This window comes from Roseateles agri (assembly GCF_034043675.1).
GTDB lineage: Bacteria > Pseudomonadota > Gammaproteobacteria > Burkholderiales > Burkholderiaceae_C > KK5.
In genome coordinates this window covers 236,425-255,596 of record NZ_JAXCLA010000006.1, presented here as the reverse complement: position 1 = coordinate 255,596, position 19,172 = coordinate 236,425, and the positions used below count along the sequence as shown (strand labels likewise).

General features: G+C 66.4%; 16 protein-coding genes and 1 tRNA gene. 12 read left to right on the top strand and 5 right to left on the bottom strand.

Annotation, left to right across the window (positions count from 1 at the left end):
* Positions 1-3 precede the first annotated feature (3 nt).
* The 7 genes from pstS (at position 4) to phoR (ending at position 6,664) form a co-directional block, all read left to right on the top strand.
* Positions 4-1,044, top strand: coding sequence for a phosphate ABC transporter substrate-binding protein PstS (gene pstS, locus SNE35_RS19070; protein WP_320424566.1), 1,041 nt, complete (start codon positions 4-6; stop codon positions 1,042-1,044).
* A gap of 127 nt (positions 1,045-1,171) precedes the next feature.
* The gene (gene pstC, locus SNE35_RS19065) at positions 1,172-2,161 is read left to right on the top strand and encodes a phosphate ABC transporter permease PstC (RefSeq protein WP_320424858.1); all 990 of its coding nucleotides are present in this window, start codon (positions 1,172-1,174) and stop codon (positions 2,159-2,161) included.
* A gap of 26 nt (positions 2,162-2,187) precedes the next feature.
* Positions 2,188-3,018 (top strand): phosphate ABC transporter permease PstA, encoded by an 831-nt coding sequence (gene pstA / locus SNE35_RS19060; RefSeq protein ID WP_431312770.1) that lies wholly within the window; start codon positions 2,188-2,190, stop codon positions 3,016-3,018.
* A gap of 10 nt (positions 3,019-3,028) precedes the next feature.
* Entirely contained in the window at positions 3,029-3,814 is a 786-nt protein-coding gene (pstB, locus tag SNE35_RS19055; RefSeq protein WP_320424564.1) for a phosphate ABC transporter ATP-binding protein PstB, read from the top strand.
* A gap of 16 nt (positions 3,815-3,830) precedes the next feature.
* On the top strand, positions 3,831-4,532 hold the full coding sequence (gene phoU / locus SNE35_RS19050) for a phosphate signaling complex protein PhoU (protein ID WP_320424563.1): 702 nt from the start codon (positions 3,831-3,833) through the stop codon (positions 4,530-4,532).
* 7 nt (positions 4,533-4,539) lie between these two features.
* Entirely contained in the window at positions 4,540-5,241 is a 702-nt protein-coding gene (gene phoB, locus SNE35_RS19045; RefSeq protein ID WP_320424562.1) for a phosphate regulon transcriptional regulator PhoB, read from the top strand.
* A 34-nt stretch (positions 5,242-5,275) separates the two neighbouring features.
* Positions 5,276-6,664: a phosphate regulon sensor histidine kinase PhoR gene (phoR, locus tag SNE35_RS19040; protein ID WP_320424561.1), complete on the top strand. Its 1,389-nt coding sequence runs from the start codon at positions 5,276-5,278 to the stop codon at positions 6,662-6,664.
* Between the two features lie 22 nt (positions 6,665-6,686).
* On the opposite strand, the gene SNE35_RS19035 is transcribed toward phoR, so the two are convergent.
* From SNE35_RS19035 to trxA, 4 genes are all read right to left on the bottom strand, one after another.
* The gene (locus SNE35_RS19035; RefSeq protein ID WP_320424560.1) at positions 6,687-8,336 is read right to left on the bottom strand and encodes a hypothetical protein; all 1,650 of its coding nucleotides are present in this window, start codon (positions 8,334-8,336) and stop codon (positions 6,687-6,689) included.
* A 102-nt stretch (positions 8,337-8,438) separates the two neighbouring features.
* On the bottom strand, positions 8,439-8,690 hold the full coding sequence (locus SNE35_RS19030; protein ID WP_320424559.1) for a type B 50S ribosomal protein L31: 252 nt from the start codon (positions 8,688-8,690) through the stop codon (positions 8,439-8,441).
* Between the two features lie 144 nt (positions 8,691-8,834).
* Positions 8,835-10,097 carry a transcription termination factor Rho gene (gene rho / locus SNE35_RS19025; protein ID WP_320424558.1) on the bottom strand — a complete coding sequence of 421 codons (1,263 nt, stop codon included), beginning with the start codon at positions 10,095-10,097 and terminating at the stop codon, positions 8,835-8,837.
* A gap of 243 nt (positions 10,098-10,340) precedes the next feature.
* Positions 10,341-10,670 carry a thioredoxin TrxA gene (gene trxA / locus SNE35_RS19020; RefSeq protein WP_320424557.1) on the bottom strand — a complete coding sequence of 110 codons (330 nt, stop codon included), beginning with the start codon at positions 10,668-10,670 and terminating at the stop codon, positions 10,341-10,343.
* 257 nt (positions 10,671-10,927) lie between these two features.
* On the opposite strand from trxA, the gene SNE35_RS19015 reads away from it, so the two are divergent.
* A tRNA-Pro gene (locus SNE35_RS19015) sits at positions 10,928-11,004 on the top strand.
* A gap of 105 nt (positions 11,005-11,109) precedes the next feature.
* Here SNE35_RS19015 and SNE35_RS19010 read toward each other — a convergent pair.
* Positions 11,110-11,934, bottom strand: a complete 825-nt coding sequence (locus tag SNE35_RS19010; protein ID WP_320424556.1) for a Crp/Fnr family transcriptional regulator — start codon at positions 11,932-11,934, stop codon at positions 11,110-11,112.
* Positions 11,935-12,575: 641 nt separating this feature from the next.
* Between SNE35_RS19010 and SNE35_RS19005 the strand changes: the two genes are divergently transcribed.
* From SNE35_RS19005 to SNE35_RS18990, 4 genes are all read left to right on the top strand, one after another.
* Positions 12,576-14,060, top strand: a complete 1,485-nt coding sequence (locus tag SNE35_RS19005) for an HlyD family efflux transporter periplasmic adaptor subunit (RefSeq protein ID WP_320424555.1) — start codon at positions 12,576-12,578, stop codon at positions 14,058-14,060.
* A 15-nt stretch (positions 14,061-14,075) separates the two neighbouring features.
* On the top strand, positions 14,076-16,232 hold the full coding sequence (locus SNE35_RS19000) for a PqqD family peptide modification chaperone (protein ID WP_320424554.1): 2,157 nt from the start codon (positions 14,076-14,078) through the stop codon (positions 16,230-16,232).
* A gap of 13 nt (positions 16,233-16,245) precedes the next feature.
* Positions 16,246-18,267 (top strand): preprotein translocase subunit SecA, encoded by a 2,022-nt coding sequence (locus SNE35_RS18995; protein WP_320424553.1) that lies wholly within the window; start codon positions 16,246-16,248, stop codon positions 18,265-18,267.
* A 95-nt stretch (positions 18,268-18,362) separates the two neighbouring features.
* Entirely contained in the window at positions 18,363-19,163 is an 801-nt protein-coding gene (locus tag SNE35_RS18990) for an efflux RND transporter periplasmic adaptor subunit (RefSeq protein WP_320424552.1), read from the top strand.
* The last annotated feature ends 9 nt before the right edge of the window (positions 19,164-19,172 follow it).

The following is a 19,172-nucleotide window of genomic DNA, read 5'->3' as shown; positions in this document are numbered from 1 at the left end:
CCGATGAAATTCACCACGCTTCGCCTCGCTGCATCCATCGCCACGAGCCTGGCCCTGCTGCCGATGGCGCAGGCCCAGGACGTGACCGGCGCTGGCGCTTCCTTCCCGGCTCCCGTGTACGCCAAGTGGGCGGATGCCTTCCAGAAGGCTACCGGCGCTCGCATCAACTACCAGTCCGTCGGTTCCGGCGCTGGCATCAAGCAGATCAAGGCCAAGACGGTCGATTTCGGTGCTTCCGATGCCCCGCTGACGGATGAAGAGCTGGCCAAGGACGGCCTGATCCAGTTCCCGACGGTGATCGGCGGTGTCGTGCCCATCGTCAACATCGCCGGCGTCGGCGCTGGCCAGGTCAAGCTGGACGGCAAGGTGCTGGGCGACATCTTCATCGGCAAGATCACCAACTGGAACGACGCCGCGATCAAGGCGCTGAACCCGGGCGTGAACCTGCCGGACGCGATGATCACCGTCGTCCACCGCTCGGACGGCTCGGGCACCAGCTTCCTGTTCACGAACTACCTGTCCAAGACCAACGCTGACTGGAAGAGCAAGGTCGGCGAAGGCACGGCCGTGAACTGGCCCGCCGGTGTCGGCGGCAAGGGCAACGAAGGCGTGTCGGCTTACGTCGGCCGCCTGAAGAACTCGATCGGCTACGTCGAGTACGCCTACGCCAAGCAGAACAAGATGGCCTTCGTGCTGATGAAGAACCAAGCCGGCAACTTCGTCGCCCCGAGCGACGACGCCTTCAAGGCCGCCGCCGCCGGTGCCCAGTGGAACAAGAGCTTCTACCAAGTGCTGACCGAGCAAGCCGGCAAGGACAGCTGGCCGATCACCGGCGCCACCTTCATCCTGATGCACAAGAACCAGGAAAAGCCGGCTGCTGCCGCCAGCACGCTGAAGTTCTTCGACTGGGCCTACGCCACCGGCGACAAGATGGCCGACGACCTGGACTACGTGCCGCTGCCGGCCACGCTGAAGGACCTGATCCACAAGCAGTGGGCCGACAACCTGAAGGACGGTTCCGGCAAGGCGATCGCCTACAAGTAATCGAGCGCAGCCTGCTTTCCTAGGCTGACAATCAAAGCCCGGCACGTTGCAAGGCGCGCCGGGCTTGCTCACGAATCAAACACGCGGAGTCAACTTGGCTGCCATCCTCCCCGCCAATCCTCTCGAGATGCCGGACCGCGCCGAGCGCGTCCAGCCGCTCGGCCCGCCACCGCCGCGCAAGCGGGTCGCCCCCTGGGCCGATACGCTGTTCGCCGCACTCGCGCAGGGCGCCGCCTGGCTGACGTTGCTGATGATGGCTGGCATCATCGTTTCCCTGCTGATCGGCGCCGCGCCGTCGATCCAGAAGTTCGGGCTCGGCTTCCTGGTCTCGACCGAATGGGATCCGGTCAAGGAGAACTTCGGCGGCCTGGCGATGATCTATGGCACGCTGGCCAGCTCCTTCATCGCGCTGCTGATCGCCGTGCCGGTGAGCTTCGGCATCGCGCTGTTCCTGACTGAACTCTCGCCCGGCTGGTTGAAGCGCCCGCTGGGCATCACCGTTGAGCTGCTCGCCGCGGTGCCGTCGATCGTCTACGGCATGTGGGGCCTGATGGTGTTCGGCCCGCTGCTGGCCACCTATGTGCAGCAGCCGCTGCAGGCGCTGCTGGGCGGCGTGCCGGTGATCGGCAGCCTGTTCTCCGGCCCGCCGGTGGGCCTGGGCATCCTGCCGGCCGGCATCATCCTCGCGATCATGATCATCCCCTTCATCGCCTCGGTGATGCGCGACGTGTTCGAGGTGACGCCGCCGATGCTGAAGGAATCTGCCTACGGTCTCGGCTCGACGACCTGGGAAGTGGTTTCGAAGATCGTCCTGCCATACACGAAGACCGGCGTCATCGGCGGCATCATGCTGGGCCTGGGCCGTGCGCTGGGCGAGACGATGGCGGTGACCTTCGTCATCGGCAACGCCAGCCAGCTGAATTCCCTGTCGCTGTTCGAGGCGGGCAATAGCATCACCTCGGTGCTGGCCAATGAATTCGCGGAAGCCGGTGACGGCCTGCATCGCGCCTCGCTGCTGTACCTGGCGCTGATCCTGTTCGTCATCACCTTCGCGGTGCTGGCCTTCTCGAAGCTGCTGCTGAACCGCCTGAAGAAGAACGAAGGAGGCCGCTCGTGAGCGCCGCTGCTGCAAACCGCGTGAAGATGCAGGCCAAGCGCCGTCGCGTCAATGCCGTGGCGCTGACGCTGTCGCTAGGCGCGATGGCCTTCGGCGTGTTCTGGCTGGTCTGGATCCTCTACGAGACCGTGCGCCTCGGCATTGGCGGTCTCAGCCTGGCGATCTTCACCGAGATGACGCCGCCGCCGATGTCGGAAAGCGGTGGCCTCGCCAACGCGATCTTCGGCTCTGCGCTGATGGTGGCGCTGGCCACCGTCGTCGGCACGCCGATCGGCGTGCTGGCCGGCGTGTATCTCGCCGAGTACGGCCAGAAGAACTGGCTCGGCGGCACCGTGCGCTTCATCAACGACATCCTGCTGTCGGCACCGTCCATCGTCATCGGCCTGTTCATCTACGCGCTGGTCGTCCTGCCGATGAAGGGTTACTCGGGCTTCGCCGGCGTGATGTCGCTGGCGCTGATCGTGATCCCGGTCGTGATCCGCACGACCGAGAACATGCTGACGCTGATCCCGAACGCACTGCGCGAAGCGGCCTACGCGCTGGGCACGCCGAAGTGGCGCGTGATCCTGTCGGTGACCTTGAAGTCGGCCCGCGCCGGCGTGATGACCGGCGTGCTGCTGGCCATCGCCCGGATTGCCGGCGAGACCGCACCGCTGCTGTACACCGCGCTGTCCAACCAGTTCTGGAATGCCGACCTGGGTCAGCCGATGGCCAACCTGCCGGTGACCATCTTCAAGTTCGCCATGAGCCCGTACGAGAACTGGCAGAAGCTCGCCTGGGCCGGCGTCTTCATCATCACGATGGGTGTGCTGGCGCTGAATATCGTCGCCCGCTCGCTGTTCAAGAACAAACACTGAAGCCACGATCATGGACGCAAAAGTCGAAATGCCTGTTACCGAGCGCGCCAAGCTGTCGGTGCGCAATCTGAACTTCTACTACGGCAGCTTCCACGCGCTGAAGAACATCAACCTCGACATCCCGCACAACAAGGTCACCGCCTTCATCGGTCCTTCGGGCTGCGGCAAGTCGACCCTGCTGCGCACGCTGAACCGCATGTTCGAGCTCTACCCCGAGCAGCGCGCGGAAGGCCAGATCCTGCTGGATGGCTCGGACATCCTGACCAGCCGCGAAGACGTCTCGCTGATCCGCGCCAAGGTCGGCATGGTGTTCCAGAAGCCGACGCCGTTCCCGATGTCGATCTACGACAACATCGCCTTCGGTGTGCGCCTGTTCGAGACGCTGCCGCGGGTGGAGATGGACGAGCGCGTCGAGTGGGCGCTGAAGAAGGCAGCCCTCTGGACCGAAGTCAAGGACAAGCTCAACCAGAGCGGCTCGGGCCTCTCCGGCGGCCAGCAGCAGCGTCTGTGCATTGCCCGCGGCATCGCGATCAAGCCCGAGGTGCTGCTGCTCGACGAGCCCTGCTCCGCGCTGGACCCGATCTCCACCGGCAAGATCGAGGAACTGATCCACGAGCTGAAGAGCGACTACACGGTCGCCATCGTGACGCACAACATGCAGCAGGCCGCACGCTGCTCGGACTACACCGCCTACATGTACCTGGGTGACCTGATCGAGTTCGGCCCGACGGCCGAGCTGTTCATGAAGCCCAAGCGCAAGGACACGGAAGACTACATCACCGGCCGCTTCGGCTGAGCAGGGGAGCACAACAATGACCGACAAGCATCTCTCCACCCAATTCGATGCCGAGCTGAGCGGCATCTCCACCCGCGTGCTGGAGATGGGCGGCATGGTCGAAGCCCAGGTGGCCCAGGCCGTGCAGGCGCTCACGACCTTCAGCACCGAGGCCGCCAGCATCGTGCTGAAGACCGAGGAAAGAGTCAACGGCATGGAGGTCGAGATCGACCGCGAGCTGCACAGCATCATCGCGCGCCGCCAGCCGACCGCGCGCGACCTGCGCCTGCTGATCGCCATCTCGAAGACCATCGCCAACCTGGAGCGCGTCGGCGACGAGGCGGCCCGCATTGCACGCACCGTGCAGCGCCTGATCGACGCCGGCGTCTCCAGCCGCTTGCCGATCTCCGACCTGACCTTCGAGGCCCAGCTCGCGACCGCTCAGCTGCGCAAGGCGCTCGACGCCTTCGCCCGCCTGGACGTCGACCGCGCGCTGGAAGTGCTGAAGCAGGACGACGAGATCGACAAGGAATTCGACGGCCTGATGCGCAAGCTGATCACCTACATGATGGAAGACCCGCGCACGATCTCCGCGGCCATCGACCTCGTGTTCGTCGCCAAGGCGATCGAGCGCGTCGGTGACCACGCGAAGAACCTGGCCGAAGTGATCATCTACGTGGTCAAGGGCACGGACGTCCGCCACAACACGCCGGAAGCGGCAGAAACGATGGTGCGCTGAGATGGGCATGAGCCGAATCCTCGTTGTCGAAGACGAAGCCGCGATCGCGGAGCTGATCTCGATCAACCTGCGCCACGCTGGCTTCGAGGTGGCCATGGCCGCCACCGCCGTCGCCGCGCAAGACGAGGTCGACCGCGTGCTGCCCGACCTGGTGCTGCTCGACTGGATGCTGCCCGGCCAGTCGGGCCTGGCGCTGGCGCGCCAGTGGCGCAGCGCCTCGCGTACCAAGGAGTTGCCGATCATCATGCTGACGGCCCGCGCGGAGGAAACCGACAAGGTGTCGGGCCTCGACGCCGGTGCGGACGACTACCTGACCAAGCCCTTCTCGACCAATGAGCTGCTGGCCCGCATCCGTGCGGTGCTGCGCCGCAAGGCGCCCGATGCGCTGGACGCTGTCGTCGAGGTGGGTGCTCTGACACTGAATCCGACGACGCACCGCGTGAGCCGCGATGGTGTCGAGCTGAAGCTGGGCCCGACCGAGTTCCGCCTGCTGCATTTCTTGATGACGCATCCGGAGCGCGTGCATGCCCGCTCGCAACTGCTGGATCGCGTCTGGGGCGACCACGTCTTCATCGAAGAGCGCACGGTCGACGTGCACGTCAAACGCCTGCGTGAAGCGCTGGACAAGGTCCAGTGCGCCCGCATGATCGAGACGGTGCGCGGCGCCGGCTATCGGCTGACGCAGCAGCTCAGCGCGATCTCGGCCTGAGGCGGCGTTTCACCTTCTTCTTTCGACATTGCCGATGAAGGAATCGCTGAGCTGGCTCCCGCCACGTATCGTCTATGCCGTGGCCGCTGCGGTGGTGGCGGTGGCTATGGGCGCTTGGGTGGAGGCTGCCTTCGGCCGGCCTTACCTTGCGCTGTTGGCGACGGCGGTGAGTGGCGTGGCTCTTGTCGCCATCGTCGACAGCCTGCGTGGCCATCAGTTGCTGAAGTGGCTGAACAGCGGGCAGGACGGCGCGGCGCCGCGCGACACGGGCCTGTTCGGCGAGCTTGGTTACCGGATCGAGAAGGCCGTTCGCGAACGCGACCGGACGATCACCCGCGAGCGCCTTCAACTCGCGCAATTTCTTTCGGCCATCGAAGCCTCGCCGAACGGCGTGCTGATGCTGGACGAGCAGGACCACATTCACTGGTGTAACCAAGTCGGGGCCGAGCACTTTGCTCTGGATGCCCGGCGTGACCTGCGCCAGCGCATCACCAACTTGGTCCGCTCACCGGGCTTCGTCGGCTATCTGCAGGCGGGTCAATTCACCGAGCCGCTGGTGCTGCCAAACGTGCGTGGCGCGGGCACGTTGTCCGTCGTCGTCAGAGGCTATGGCGACGGCATGAAGTTGGTGCTGTCGCAGGACATCACCGAACGCGAGCGGGCCGACGGGATGCGCCGTGACTTCGTGGCCAACGTCTCGCACGAGATCCGCACGCCGCTGACGGTGCTGTCCGGATTCATCGAGACGATGAGCTCGCTGCCGCTGTCCGAGGCCGAGCGTCGCCGTGTGCTGCAGCTGATGGGCCAGCAGACGCAACGCATGCAGACGCTGGTCAGCGATCTGCTGACGCTGGCACAGCTCGAAGGCGGCCGCCGCCCGGCGGCCGACCACTGGGTTGCGCTGGATGCGCTGCTCAAGCGCGTGGCGTCGGACGCCAATGCGCTGTCCGGCGGCAAGCATGCGATCAGGGTGCAAGCCAGCACGCGCGCCGAACTGGCCGGCGCGGAGCCCGAACTGCTCAGCGCGGTGGCGAACCTGGTGACCAACGCCGTGCGCTACACGCCGGCCGGCGGCGAGATCGACGTGACTTGGCGCCAGCTGCCGGACGGCGTGGGCGAGCTGAGCGTCTGCGATACCGGCGTGGGCATTGCGCGGGAGCACATTCCGCGGCTGACCGAGCGCTTCTACCGCGTGGACGGCAGCCGCTCGCGCGAGACCGGCGGCACGGGCCTGGGTCTGTCCATCGTCAAGCACGTGCTGCAGCGCCACGGCGGGCAGCTGCAGGTCGAAAGCGAGCCGGGCAAGGGCTCGAAGTTCAAGCTGGTCCTGCCGGCGTCCCGCATCCGCCAGGCCAGCGACAACGCCATAGGCGCCGAGGCTGCGAGCAGCATCGCCGTCGGCGTCGCCGCCGCGGCAGACTGATCCAGCAGTGACCGGCGGCGGCTCAGCGCCGGCGCAGTACAACCCAGCTCTGCACGCGATCCGACGGCCGGCGTACGGTGGCGATCTGCTCCCAGCCTTCCGGCACGGTCGTCAGTCCGCTCTGAACCGCGTAACGGCATGCGCTCTGCGCCAGCGGCTCATTCGCCTGCATGTGCCAATGGCCCTGGAACTCCAGCGCCGCCAGTGTGGACAGGGCCTGCCCCGGCGCAGCGACGCACTCCGCCGAGCCTTGCGGCGGCAGGTAGGGGCGCAGGTGCTCGACGAGCGGGCCGTTGCTGCGCACGTAGTTCGCGATCGGCAGCCACAAGGTCATGGCCAGCAGCCAGCACAGCGCCACGCCGCCGGCTGCCATGGCCAGGCTCTTCCAGAATGCATGCCGGTTGCGCGCGGTGCGCCAGCGTACGAGCGCCAGCCAGGCCGCCGTAGCCGCCAGGGCCAGCACCAGCGCGAAGGGGTTGAAGCTGGGCTCGAAGCCGACGTAGAGCCGCCGCACATTGGCGAGCGGCTGCGCCGGCCAGCCGAGCTGCATCGAGACGTAATAGAGCCAGACGAAGATCGCGCAGCCGCTGAAGAAGAACACCGAATACCAGTCGACGGCGGCGGCGATGCCGCGCCTGAGCGTGGGCAGGGCGAACGCCGCCAGCACGGCCATTGGCGGCAGCGTCAGCAGCAGGGCGGCGTCCTGCGCATTCATCAGCAGGCTGGTGGCGATGGGGACCAGCACGATGACCGAAGGCGCGAGGATGTGGCGGCGCTGCCAGTGCTGGCGCCAGCGCCATACCGTCCAGACTGCCAGCGGCCAGGCCGGCCAGCAGAACCAGCCCAGCAGGCTCAGCATCTCGACCGGCAGGGCGGCGCCGTCGCTGAAGTTGACGCGCCAGGCCCAGGCCTTGAAGGCCCAGGCGCTGGCGGCAGACAGCAGGCCGGACGCGAGCAGCCACCAGGCAACATTGCGCACTTGCTCGTAGCTGGAGCGGCGGCACAGCACGGCGCCCAACAAGGTCAGCGCCAGCGAGACGGCCGGGGCGCCGCTGGCCGCCAGCATTGGCAGCGAGGCGATCAGCGCCCAGCGCGACTTGGCCGCGCGGAATGGTGCGGCGGCGAGCCCGTAGAGGTAGAGCGTGACGGACAGCAGTTGCAGCAGTTCGGGCGTCGTCTCGTGCCCAAGCCGCAAGAGGCCCAGCGAGGCGATCAGCGCCAGCAGTGCGCCGTCCGCGAGGGCTCGCGCGTAGTCGATCGAATGCGCCTCGCCACCGAACGCGAAGGCCACCGGCTGTGCCGCCTCGGTGCGGGCCAGATGGAAGCTGCTGTACCAGGTCAGCACCAACACCAGCACCAGCACCAGCGCGTAGGGCAGGCGCGCAGCGAAGGCCGCGTCGAAGAAGGGCATGGCCTTGATCGCGAGCGCGCCGATCCAGTAGGGCAGGGGCGCACCCTCGGCCGGGATGCCGGCGATCGCCGGCTGCCACCACGATGCATGACCCGAGGCAATGCTCGCCATGAAGCCGAAGGCGCTCAGGTCGGCATTGCGCCATGGGTCGCGGCCGAACAGGCCGGGCATCACATAGGCGGCGCAGAAGGCCAGCAGGGCCCAGCGAGGCAGACGCTGCGCGCCACGCTCGGCGACGATGGCGGGGGTCGGGAGATTCACGCGTCTTCTTGGATTGATTGGAGGCCGGACGGCATCATGCCGCACCAGAAACAGGAAAGCCCCGCGGTGCGGGGCTTTTCCTTTGGCAAATCCTGAAAGGATTTACTTCTTGAACTGGGCAAACTTGTTGCGGAACTTCTCGACGCGGCCACCCAGGTTGTCGACCGACTTTTGCGTGCCGGTGTAGAACGGGTGAGATTCGCTGGTCGTTTCCAGCTTCACCAGGGGCATCGTCTTGCCATTGAACTCGACGGTTTCCTTGGTCTGGATGGTCGAACGGCTCACGAACTGGAAACCGTTGGACAGGTCCACGAAGACAACTTCGCGGTAGTTGGGGTGGATGCCTTCCTTCATGGAGCTCTCTCTTTGGCGGTGCCAGCAGTGCCGGGAGCCACGCTGCAACCTGATGCCGCGCACTTTCCTGCTTAGGGAATCGCGGATTATAGCCACAAACGACAACGCCGGGCTAGCCCGGCGTCCTGACGAAGCGCGTGCCTGTTAGCCGCCGCGCCGCATCATGTCGAAGAAGTCGAGGTTGTTCTTCGACGCCTTCATCTTGTCGAGGATGAACTCCATCGCCTCGATCTCGTCCATGTTGTACAGCAGCTTTCGCAGGATCCAGCTCTTTTGCAGGATCTCAGGCTTCAGCAGCAGCTCTTCGCGGCGCGTGCCGGACTTGTTGATCAGGATCGACGGGTAGACGCGCTTCTCGGCCATGCGACGGTCCAGGTGGATCTCGCAGTTGCCGGTGCCCTTGAATTCCTCGTAGATCACTTCGTCCATCTTGGAGCCGGTGTCCACCAGAGCCGTGCCGATGATCGTCAGCGAGCCGCCTTCTTCCACGTTGCGCGCGGCGCCGAAGAAGCGCTTCGGGCGCTGCAGCGCGTTGGCGTCCACGCCGCCGGTCAGCACCTTTCCGGAGCTGGGCAGCACGTTGTTGTAGGCGCGCGCCAGGCGGGTGATCGAGTCCAGCAGGATGATCACGTCCTTCTTCATCTCCACGAGGCGCTTGGCGCGCTCGATCACCATCTCGGCGACCTGCACGTGGCGGGCGGCGGGCTCGTCGAAGGTCGAGCTGATGACCTCGCCGCGCACGGTGCGCAGCATCTCGGTCACTTCTTCAGGACGCTCGTCGACGAGCAGCACGATCAGGTGGCAGTCGGGATGATTGGCGACCAGCGCGTGCGCGATGCTCTTCATCATCTCGGTCTTACCGGTCTTGGGCTGCGCGACGATCAGTGCGCGCTGACCTTTGCCGATGGGCGCGGTCAGGTCGATGATGCGGCCGGTGATGTTCTCGTCGGTACGCACCTCGCGCTCGAGCTTGAACTGCTCCTTGGGGAACAAGGGCGTCAGGTTCTCGAACATGATCTTGTGCTTGCTCTCTTCCGGCGTCGCGTCGTTGACGCGGTCCACCTTCACCAGAGCAAAGTAGCGCTCGCCGTCCTTGGGCACGCGCACTTCGCCTTCGATCATGTCGCCGGTATGGAGATTGAAGCGGCGAATCTGGCTGGGCGACAGGTAGATGTCGTCCGTCGAGGCCATGTAGCTGGCTTCGATCGAGCGCAGGAAGCCGAAGCCGTCGGGCAGGACCTCCAGCACACCGTCACCGAAGACCTGTTCGCCGGCCTTGGCCCGCTTTTTCATGATCGCGAACATCAGTTCCTGCTTGCGCAGGCGGGCGACGTTCTCGATCTCCAGTTCCTCGCCCATCTTGATGAGGGCGGATACGTGGAGTGCTTTGAGTTCGGAAAGATGCATGGGTGAACACCCGTGGTGGGAAGGTCGCAGGCCCTGCCCAGGGTCGGCGATCAGTAGCTACTTCGGCGGGCCGCAAGCGCTCGTGCCAGTCCGCAAAATCGCGCGGCGCACACTGCAGAAAAACGGGGGCTTGGGGGCCGAGTCCGTGCACGTCGATCCGCGGTGGCGGTGCATGCACGTTGGCATTTGGCGCTACCGCGGCGTCCTCCGATTCGGGAGGCGCCGCGACAGCGTTGAGAGGAATTATAGGTGCTGGTCGAGGAAGGCCGTCAACTGGGCCTTCGACAGAGCGCCAACTTTCGTGGCGGCCAGTTGGCCGTCCTTGAACAGCATCAGCGTCGGAATGCCGCGAATGCCGTACTTGGCCGGCACGGCGCGGTTCTCGTCCACGTTCATCTTTGCGACCTGCAGGCGGTCACCGTAGCTGGCCGACACTTCGTCCAGGATCGGGGCAATCATCTTGCAGGGACCGCACCATTCGGCCCAGTAGTCGACCAGCACCGGCTTGCCGGCATTGATCACGTCAGTGTCGAAAGACGCGTCGGAAGTGTGTTTGATCAGTTCGCTGCTCATGGGGTGTCCTTGGACGGGGCGAAGCGTTATGACGAATGGGGGATCGATGTCGATGCGCTTCGACGAGCGCCAGACGGTGCTGGCATGGGATACGGAATGATTCTGACACAAAGCCTTCGCACACGAAGGAGCGGGGCAAAGTGTCATCGGCTTGCAGATGAGGGCTGTGTGCCAGGGTTCAATGGATGTCGCATCGACGCGATGCGACATCTGATGCTGAGAGTGCGCCGAAATTCAGGCTAGAATCTCGGTTTCGTCGGAGCGTAGCGCAGCCTGGTAGCGCATCTGCTTTGGGAGCAGAGGGTCGCGAGTTCGAATCCCGCCGCTCCGACCAATTTATGTGAATGAAATTAACGGGTTACCGCAGAGATGCGGTAACCCGTTTTTCTTTGTCGAGAGTTTTTTAACTTGAGGGCAACCGTGCCTGCGCACGGCAAGCCTAGAGCTGCGGCTGCGCGCGCTGCCCCTTGCCAGCGATGCGCTGGAGTTCTTGGCGATTCAGCACGGTGATCGAGTTGTAGTCCGGCGAAATGACGCCGGATTGATGAAGCCAGGCCAGGCCCTTGTTGGTGGTCTGCCGCGTGACCTGAAGCATGGCTGCCAGGTCGCTCTGCGTCAGCCTGAATCTGAACTTCACTCCCGCGCCTGCGGGTACGCCGTGCTGCGTGGCCAATTGATCGATCGTGGCGGCCAGCCGCTCGTGCAACTGACCTGTCAGGTGATCCAGAAGATTCGAGAGCGAAGCGCGCTGGTTCTTCAACACCATGCGTGCCATGTCTTTCCACAAGCGCGGCTGAGCGTCCAGCAGTCTGACCAGTTGGGGCACTGGCAGACGCACAAGAACGGCGTCCTCCATGGCGCGATAGTGGAAGCGGACATCTTCGGCCCCGGAGTCGAAGAGGGTCATCCCGCCCATCAAGCGGCCGGGCCCGACGATTTCCAGCGGTGAAAGGCTTTCCGTTCCGTCGAGCCCTTCACGGACGCAGGAAACCACCAAGTAGCCGGAGACCACCAGCAGCGATTCCGGGCTGCAATCGGCGCCGCAGACGAAGGACTTGCCGCGCGCGTGGCGTTTCAGCTTGGCGCTTGCCACCAGTTCTGCAATGCCCGCCGCTGACCAGCCGGCAAAGCCCGCTGTCCATCGCAGCGCGCGCTCGATCAGGCTTGCATCCGCGACGGACAAACCTGCTGCGTGATCGCCGAGCCCCGGGTCGCGGGGCGAGGCCTCTGAAGGGCTGTCTTGTTTCACCGAAGCTGTCTGCATGGGTTCCTCCCTGTCATGCCTGACCAAGAGGTCGCGTTCGACTGCCTCTCGTGCGTAGTAGTGTCCCGTAAATGAACAAAATGAACAATAAGATTATTTTGATCAAACAACGGAAGGTCATCGCTTTTAAGAATGACTACCCCCCCATTCGAGTGGGGAACGTAGGGGTGTGCGGCCAACCCGACCGGAGGTTGAACGATTTGGAATGGGGAAGCCATCCCACAGTCGTGGAACCGGAAAGGTAGGAGTGGGGATCTAAATCGCGGCTTTTGCGCGACGCATCGGGTTTGCCCGTCACGGGCTTGAGACAGTCGACCTTCTGCCGCGCGCAATGGCGGAGTGCAATGTCATAAATCGGACAATTGACTTACTGACTTCATCTCGACGGCTATGGGGCCATGGTGTACTGAAAAACGCTCATCGGCCTAGCTGGTGCGGCTCGCGCATTGGCCTGCGGCTTTCGGCCTTGCTGTTCGCCACGGAATTTCATAAAACCAGTGGCGACCCGTGCGCAATTCGAACGACTGCGGTTTTCGAGCGACACCTAGCGTCGATTTAACCGAAGTGGTACACATAAAGAAAATCCCATATTCATGGCGAGCGGTACTAGTAATTCAAACTATTGCCGTGCCAAAGACCCCTTGACTCCAACCTCGCAGACACTGGGCCTTTCGCTTGTCGCCCGCCGCGCGGAAGCGGCGGGGGCTCCGTTGCAGGATGCGCAGGAATCGTTGGAGCCTGTGGCGGTGGGACGCACTCTTCGTCTCGACGTCAAGCTAGCACTTGAGTTGCAGGCCGTGGTGCTGTCGCATGGGGGATGCGCCGCGGCGTCGACGGCATTTGCGAGCGAATTGGCCACTGCGCTCGGTTGTTCGCGTGTATCCGTCGGCTTCGTGAATGGACGGGATGTCCGTCTGCGTGCGGTCTCGCATGGCGGCGACCAGGATCTGGGCGGCCAGGGCTTCGCTCCGCTGACTGCGGCGATGGACGAGGCCATCGAACAAGGCCTGAGCCTCTATCTGCCGGTCGGCGCGACGCCGGTTTCCGCCATCCGTCTCGCCCACAGCCGTGTTCCCCGCCCTGGCGACGGCGCGATCGCCACCGTGCCCATCGTTCATCTGGGCGAAGGCGTCGGCGCGGTCACGCTCGAATGGGCCACGCCGATTTCCGGGCTTGAACAACTGGTCGAGGAACTCGAGCATGTCGTCAGCCTGGTCGGCCCCGTGCTTCATCTCATGCACCTGCGCGACGCGCCGTGGACGTTGCGCGTCAGCCGGCGCCTGCGCCGCGGCTGGCAGCGGCTGAATTCGGCGGACGGCAACAAGTGGCGCATCGGGCTGGTCTCCGGCGTGATCGTGCTGGGACTGCTGACCCTGGTGCCGGTGAGCTACCGCGTCGGCGGCAAGGCGCGTATAGAAGGCGAATCGCAGCGTGCCTTGGTCACGCCGGCCGATGGATTTCTGAAGGCGGTCTCCGTTCGGCCGGGTGATCGCGTCAAGAAGGACCAGTTGCTGGTCGAACTCGCGGACCAGGACCTGCTGCTCGAGCAGCGCAAATGGCAAGGCGAGCAGGCCCAGCAGGACAACGCCTATGCGACGGCGCTGGCCGGCTCCGATCGCGCCGCGATGATGATTGCGCTGGCCAAGGCCGACGAGGCGCGTGCCAACCTGGGCCTGGTCGAAGCGCAGCTGCAGCGGGCGCGGATCACGGCGCCCTTCGACGGCGTCGTGATGGAAGGTGATCTCACCCAAAGCCTGGGCGCACCGGTGCAGCGCGGCAAGGTGTTGATTGTGCTGGCCCCGGGCGACAGCCGTCGCGTGACGATCGAGATCGACGAGCGCGACATCGGCGACGTGCGCGTCGGCCAGCCCGGCCGGCTGTCGCTGTCCGCGCTGCCGTGGGACGCGCTCCCGGTGCGCGTCACCCGCATTGCGCCGATCGCGCATGCCGTGGATGGCGCCAATGTGTTCGACGTCGAGACCGAGGTCACCGGCGACGCCGCTCGGATCCGCCCCGGCCTCGAAGGCATTGCCAAGATCGAAGTCGGGCGGCGTACGCTGGCATGGGCCTGGTTGCACCGTGCCGTCGACTGGCTTCGCATGTCCACGTGGGCGTGGGTCGGCTGAGAAAGGAGGGCGGCAATGGAACAGCCGCTTTTCAGTAACCGCTGGTATCGGGTGCAGGACCTGCGCCCGAGCCTGCGCAGCCACGTCGAATTCAAGCGCCAGATCCAGCGCGGTGAGCCCTGGTACCTGCTGTACGAGCCGGGTAGCGAGCGCATGCAGCGGCTCAACGGCATGGCCTACCAGTTCGTTGGCCGCTGCGACGGGCGGCTGACTGTGCAGCAGATCTGGGCCGAACTGCTGGCGGCGCGGCCCGAGGATTCGATGACGCAGGACGAGGTCGTGCAACTGCTGATCCAACTGCATGAGCGCGGCCTGCTGCAGACCGACGTGACGCCCGACGTCGAATCCATCTTTCACGCGCAGAAGACCCGCCAGGGCCGCGCGCGTCGCCAGGGCGTGAACCCGCTCGCGTTCCGCCTGCCGCTGGGCGACCCGAGCTGGCTGCTCGATCGCTTCCGGCGTGTCACACCGCTGCTGTTCTCCCAGGGGGCGCTGCTGGTCTGGCTGATTGTGGTTGGCGTCGCGCTGCTGGCGGTCGCCTTGCATTGGGGCGAGCTGGCGAGCGATGCGAACAAGGTCCTCAGCTCGCCGCGCTATGTGTTCATGACCTGGCTGATGTACCCGTTCATCAAGGCCGCCCACGAACTCGCGCACGGCCTGGCGATCCGGCGCTGGGGCGGCAGCGTGCGGCAGGCGGGCGTCACGCTCTTCCTACTGTCGCCGGTGCCCTTCGTCAACGCATCGGCCGCGGATGGTTTCCGCCATCGCTACCAACGCGCGATCGTCAGCGCCGCCGGCATCATGGCCGAGCTGCTGTTCGCCGCGCTGGCCATGGGCGTGTGGCTCGCGGTCCAGCCTGGCCTGGTGCGCGACTTGGCCTTCATCGTGATGCTCATCGGCGGCGCGTCCACCTTGCTGACGAATGGCAACCCCTTGCTGCGCTTCGACGGCTATTTCTTCTTCTGCGATGTCTTCGACCTGCGCAACCTCGCCACGCGCAGCGGCCGGTGGTGGCAACTGCTGCTGAGCGCGAAGCTGCTCGGCCGGCGGCCCCAGCACCCGTTCGTCCCGTTACCGGGCGAACTGCCGTGGCTGGTCGCCTATGCACCGCTTTCCTGGCTGTACCGCATGGGCCTGTCGATCGGCATCGCGATGCTGGTCGGGCGCATCTCGACCTTGCTGGGCATCGTGGTCGGCGTGGTCATGCTGGCGTCCGTCGTGCTCGATCCCCTGCGGGCGCTGTGGTCCAGCCTGCGTGACGCCGGCTCCGATGGCAGCGGCCATCCCTTCCTGCGCGGCGCGGCGCTGCTGGCCGTGCTGGTGGCTGCCCTGGTGCTGGTGCCCGTGCCCTTCGGCACGCGCGCCGAAGGCATCGTCTGGCTGCCCGATGGCGCGCAGATCCGCGCCGAGTCGGACGGCTTCATCACCCGTTTCGCCGCGGCCGACGGCCAGCGCGTGAAGGCCGGCGACCTGCTCGTGGTGATGGGCGATGAGCTGCTCGATGCCGCCCGCGCGCATGCCGCCAGCAAGGCCGTCGAGCTGGACGTGCAGTTGTTCGACGCCGTCACCAACGCACCGCTGCGGGCCCCGGCGCTGCGCGAGCAGCTCGCCGTCGCTCAGGCGGAGGTCGCCCGCATCGACGAGAAGATCGCGCACCTGCAGATCCGTGCCGGTGCCGATGGCATCGTCGTGATGCCGCACCAGGCCGAGCTGGTGGGCAGTTTCCACACCCGGGGCGATTCGATCGGCCACCTGCTGACCCACGAGCCGATGGTGGTGCGGGTTGCGCTGCCGCAGCAGGATGCGGCGCTGGTGCGCTCGCAGCTGAAGCAGATCCAGGTGAGGCTGGCCGAGGACGGTCACGTCGATCGCACGGCCCGCCTGCAGCTGGACATGCCCAACGCCGTCAACCGCCTGCCGTCCGCCGCGCTGGGCGACCGCAGCGGCGGACGCATTGCCATCGAAGGTGACGACAAGGACGGACTGAAGACGCGCATGCCCGTCGTGCTGATGGACCTGGCGATCGACACGCCGGCCAATGTGGCGGCCGCCGCCGATCGCCTCGGCGGCCGTGCAGAAGTGCGCTTCGATCACGGCACCTTGCCGCTTGCCGGGCAGGCCCTGCGCGCCTTGCAGCAACTGGTGCTCCAACACTTCAACCCAGGAACCTGACGACGCTTCCGACATGAACCGCTCGATCAACACGGCCAGTCGACCGATCCCCGGCATTCACTGGGGCACCTACCCCCAGCTCGTGAATGCCGAGTTGGCGCTGCGCGATCGTCAACCATCGCTTGCCTGGCTGCCGCTGCCGCCACCGGTGTCGCAAGCGCTGGCCGGGGCGAGCTTGCGTGCCCGCGTCGCCGCCATCCGCACGGCGCTGGATGGCCGCGTCGCGCCGGTCGCGGCAGCCGCGCTGCTCGCCCAGCGCGAGGCCGTCCGCCAGCAGTTCGCCGCCGAGGGCGTGACGCCGCGCGCCGTCGACGCGGCCTGCCTCGTGGTATGCGAAGCGGCGCGGCAGGCGCTCGGGATGGCGGCCTTCGATTGCCAGGTGTTCGCCGCGCTGGCGATGATGGACAACCGCCTGGTTGAAATGGCTACCGGAGAGGGGAAGTCTCTCGCCGCGGCACTGGCGGCCGGCATCGCCGCGCTAGCGGGCATTCCGGTCCACGTGCTGACAGCCAACGACTATCTCGTCGAGCGTGACGCCGCGCGCTTCCGCCCGCTGTACGAACTGCTGGGCGCCAATGTCGATGCCGTCGTCGTCGGCCAGATCCCGGCGGAGCGCCGAGCCGCCTACCAGCACGACGTGGTCTACGTCACGGCCAAGGAGCTGGTGTTCGACTACCTGCGCGACGGCCTGATGCACGACGCGACGCGCCCCGTGCTGCAGCGCCGCGCCGCCTCGCTGGCCGGCTCGCGGCGCGCGGCGCCGATGCTGCGCGGCCTGTGCATGGCCATCGTCGACGAGGCGGACAGCATCCTGATCGACGAGGCGCAGATGCCGCTGATCCTCTCGCGCACCGGCAATGGCGCCGAGCAGCGCGCCTTCCTGTGGCAGGCCTTCATGCTGTCGGGGCGCCTGGAGGAGGGCGTGCACTTCACCCACCATCACGGCGAACAGCGCGTCGCGCTGACCTCGCTCGGCCGGCAACAAGTGCAGACGCTCGCCGCCCGCCTCCCGGAGGTCTGGAAGAACCGCCGCCACCGCGAGGAGACGATCTGCAGTGCGCTGGCCGCGCGCGTCGCCTTCCTGCGCGATCGCGACTACGTCGTCAGCGAGGACGGCAAGATCGTGATCGTCGACAGCGTCACCGGCCGCACCGCGCCGGGCCGCCAGTGGTCGCGCGGCCTGCATGCGCTGGTCTCGCTGAAGGAGGGCTGCGAACCCGAGGCCGAGCCCGAGACCCTGGCGCAGATCACCTTCCAGCGCTTCTTCCGCCGCTATGTGCGCTTCGGCGGCATGAGCGGCACGCTCAGCGAAGCGCGTGGCGAGCTGGCCCGCATCTACGGTGCGCGCGTGATGGCCGTGCCGCCGCGCCGGCCCTGCCTGCGCCGCAGTGCCGGCACGCGCGTCTTCGTCGACGACGCGGCCCGCTGGGCCGCTGTCGTCGAGCGCACGCGGACCTTGCGCGCAGCCGGTCGGCCGGTGCTGATCGGCTGCGAGTCGGTCGACGCCTCGCTGCATCTGTCGCGCCAGTTGCAGGCCGGCGGCATCGAACACGCGGTGCTCAACGCCAGCTCCGACCGGGCCGAGGCCGAGGTGATCGCCGCCGCTGGCGTGCCGGGGCAGGTCACCGTGTCGACCAACATGGCCGGCCGGGGCACCGACATCCACGTCGACCCGCGCGCGCTCGCCGCCGGCGGACTGCATGTGTTGAGCTGCCAGTTCAACCTCTCGCGCCGCCATGACCGGCAACTCGCCGGCCGCGCCGGCCGCCAGGGCGAGCCGGGCAGCGACGAGGCCTGGATCTCGCTCGCGTCACCGCGCCTGCGCGCGGGCGGCGCCTGGAACGCGCTGCTGTTGCGCCTGTGCCGCACATTCGCACGCGACGGACAAACGCAACTGCCCGGCTGGTTGCTGGCGATACTGCTTGGCGCCGGGCAACGCCTCGATGAAGCGCGCCAACGGCGCCGCCGCGCTACGTTATTTCACAAAGACCGCCGACTGGAACGGGCACTATCGTTCAGCGGGGGAGGGGAATGAGGATGCACAGGAAGATCATGACGTGGCCCCCGAACGGACTTGCCTTCAGCTATCGGGTGGCGCTGCTTGCCACCATGACAGCGACGCTTGCACCTGTGCTTGCAACCGCGGCCCCCAGCTCGGCCGCCCCCCGGGCGCTCGCCTGCCTCATCCAGCCCGACAAGGTGGCCGACGTCGGCAGCCCGGTGATCGGCGTCGTCGAATGGATCGAGGTCGAGCGCGGCGACAGCGTGCGCAAGGGTCAGGTCGTGGCCCGCCTGCGTGCCGACGTGGAGCGCGCGAATACCGACGTGGCCCGTTCGCGCGCCGTCTCCGAAGGGGACCTGCGCGGCGCGCTGGCCAGCCTCGAACTCGCCAAGATCAAGCGCGACCGCGCCGTGAACCTGAAGGCGCAGGACTTCGTTTCGCAGGAGGCTGTCGACCAGGCCCAGTCGGAGATGGACATCGCGACCGAGCGCGTCAAGTTCTCGCGGGAGCAACTCGCCACGTCTTCGCGCGAGTTCGCCGCCTCGCAGGCCCAGGTGGCCCAGCGCGTCGTGCGCAGCCCGATGGACGGCGTCGTCATCGAGCGCCACATCAACGCCGGCGAGCGGGTCGAGGAAAAGCCGATGCTGCGCATCGCCGACGTCTCGGTGCTGAGAGTCGACGTGGTCGCGCCCGTCTCGATGTTCGGCACCCTGGACATCGGCCAGGAACTCATCGTGCAGCCCGAACTGCCGGGGGCCGGGCCGCGCCGGGCGCGCATCGTCCAGATCGACAAGGTGCTCGATCCGGCCAGCAACACCTTCCGCCTGCGCCTGAGCCTGCCCAACTCCCACGGCCTGCTGCCCGCCGGGCTGCGCTGCAGCGTCGAGCTGCAGCCCAAGCCCGCCGCAGGCGCGTCGGCGGCACGCTGAGGGCGCGAG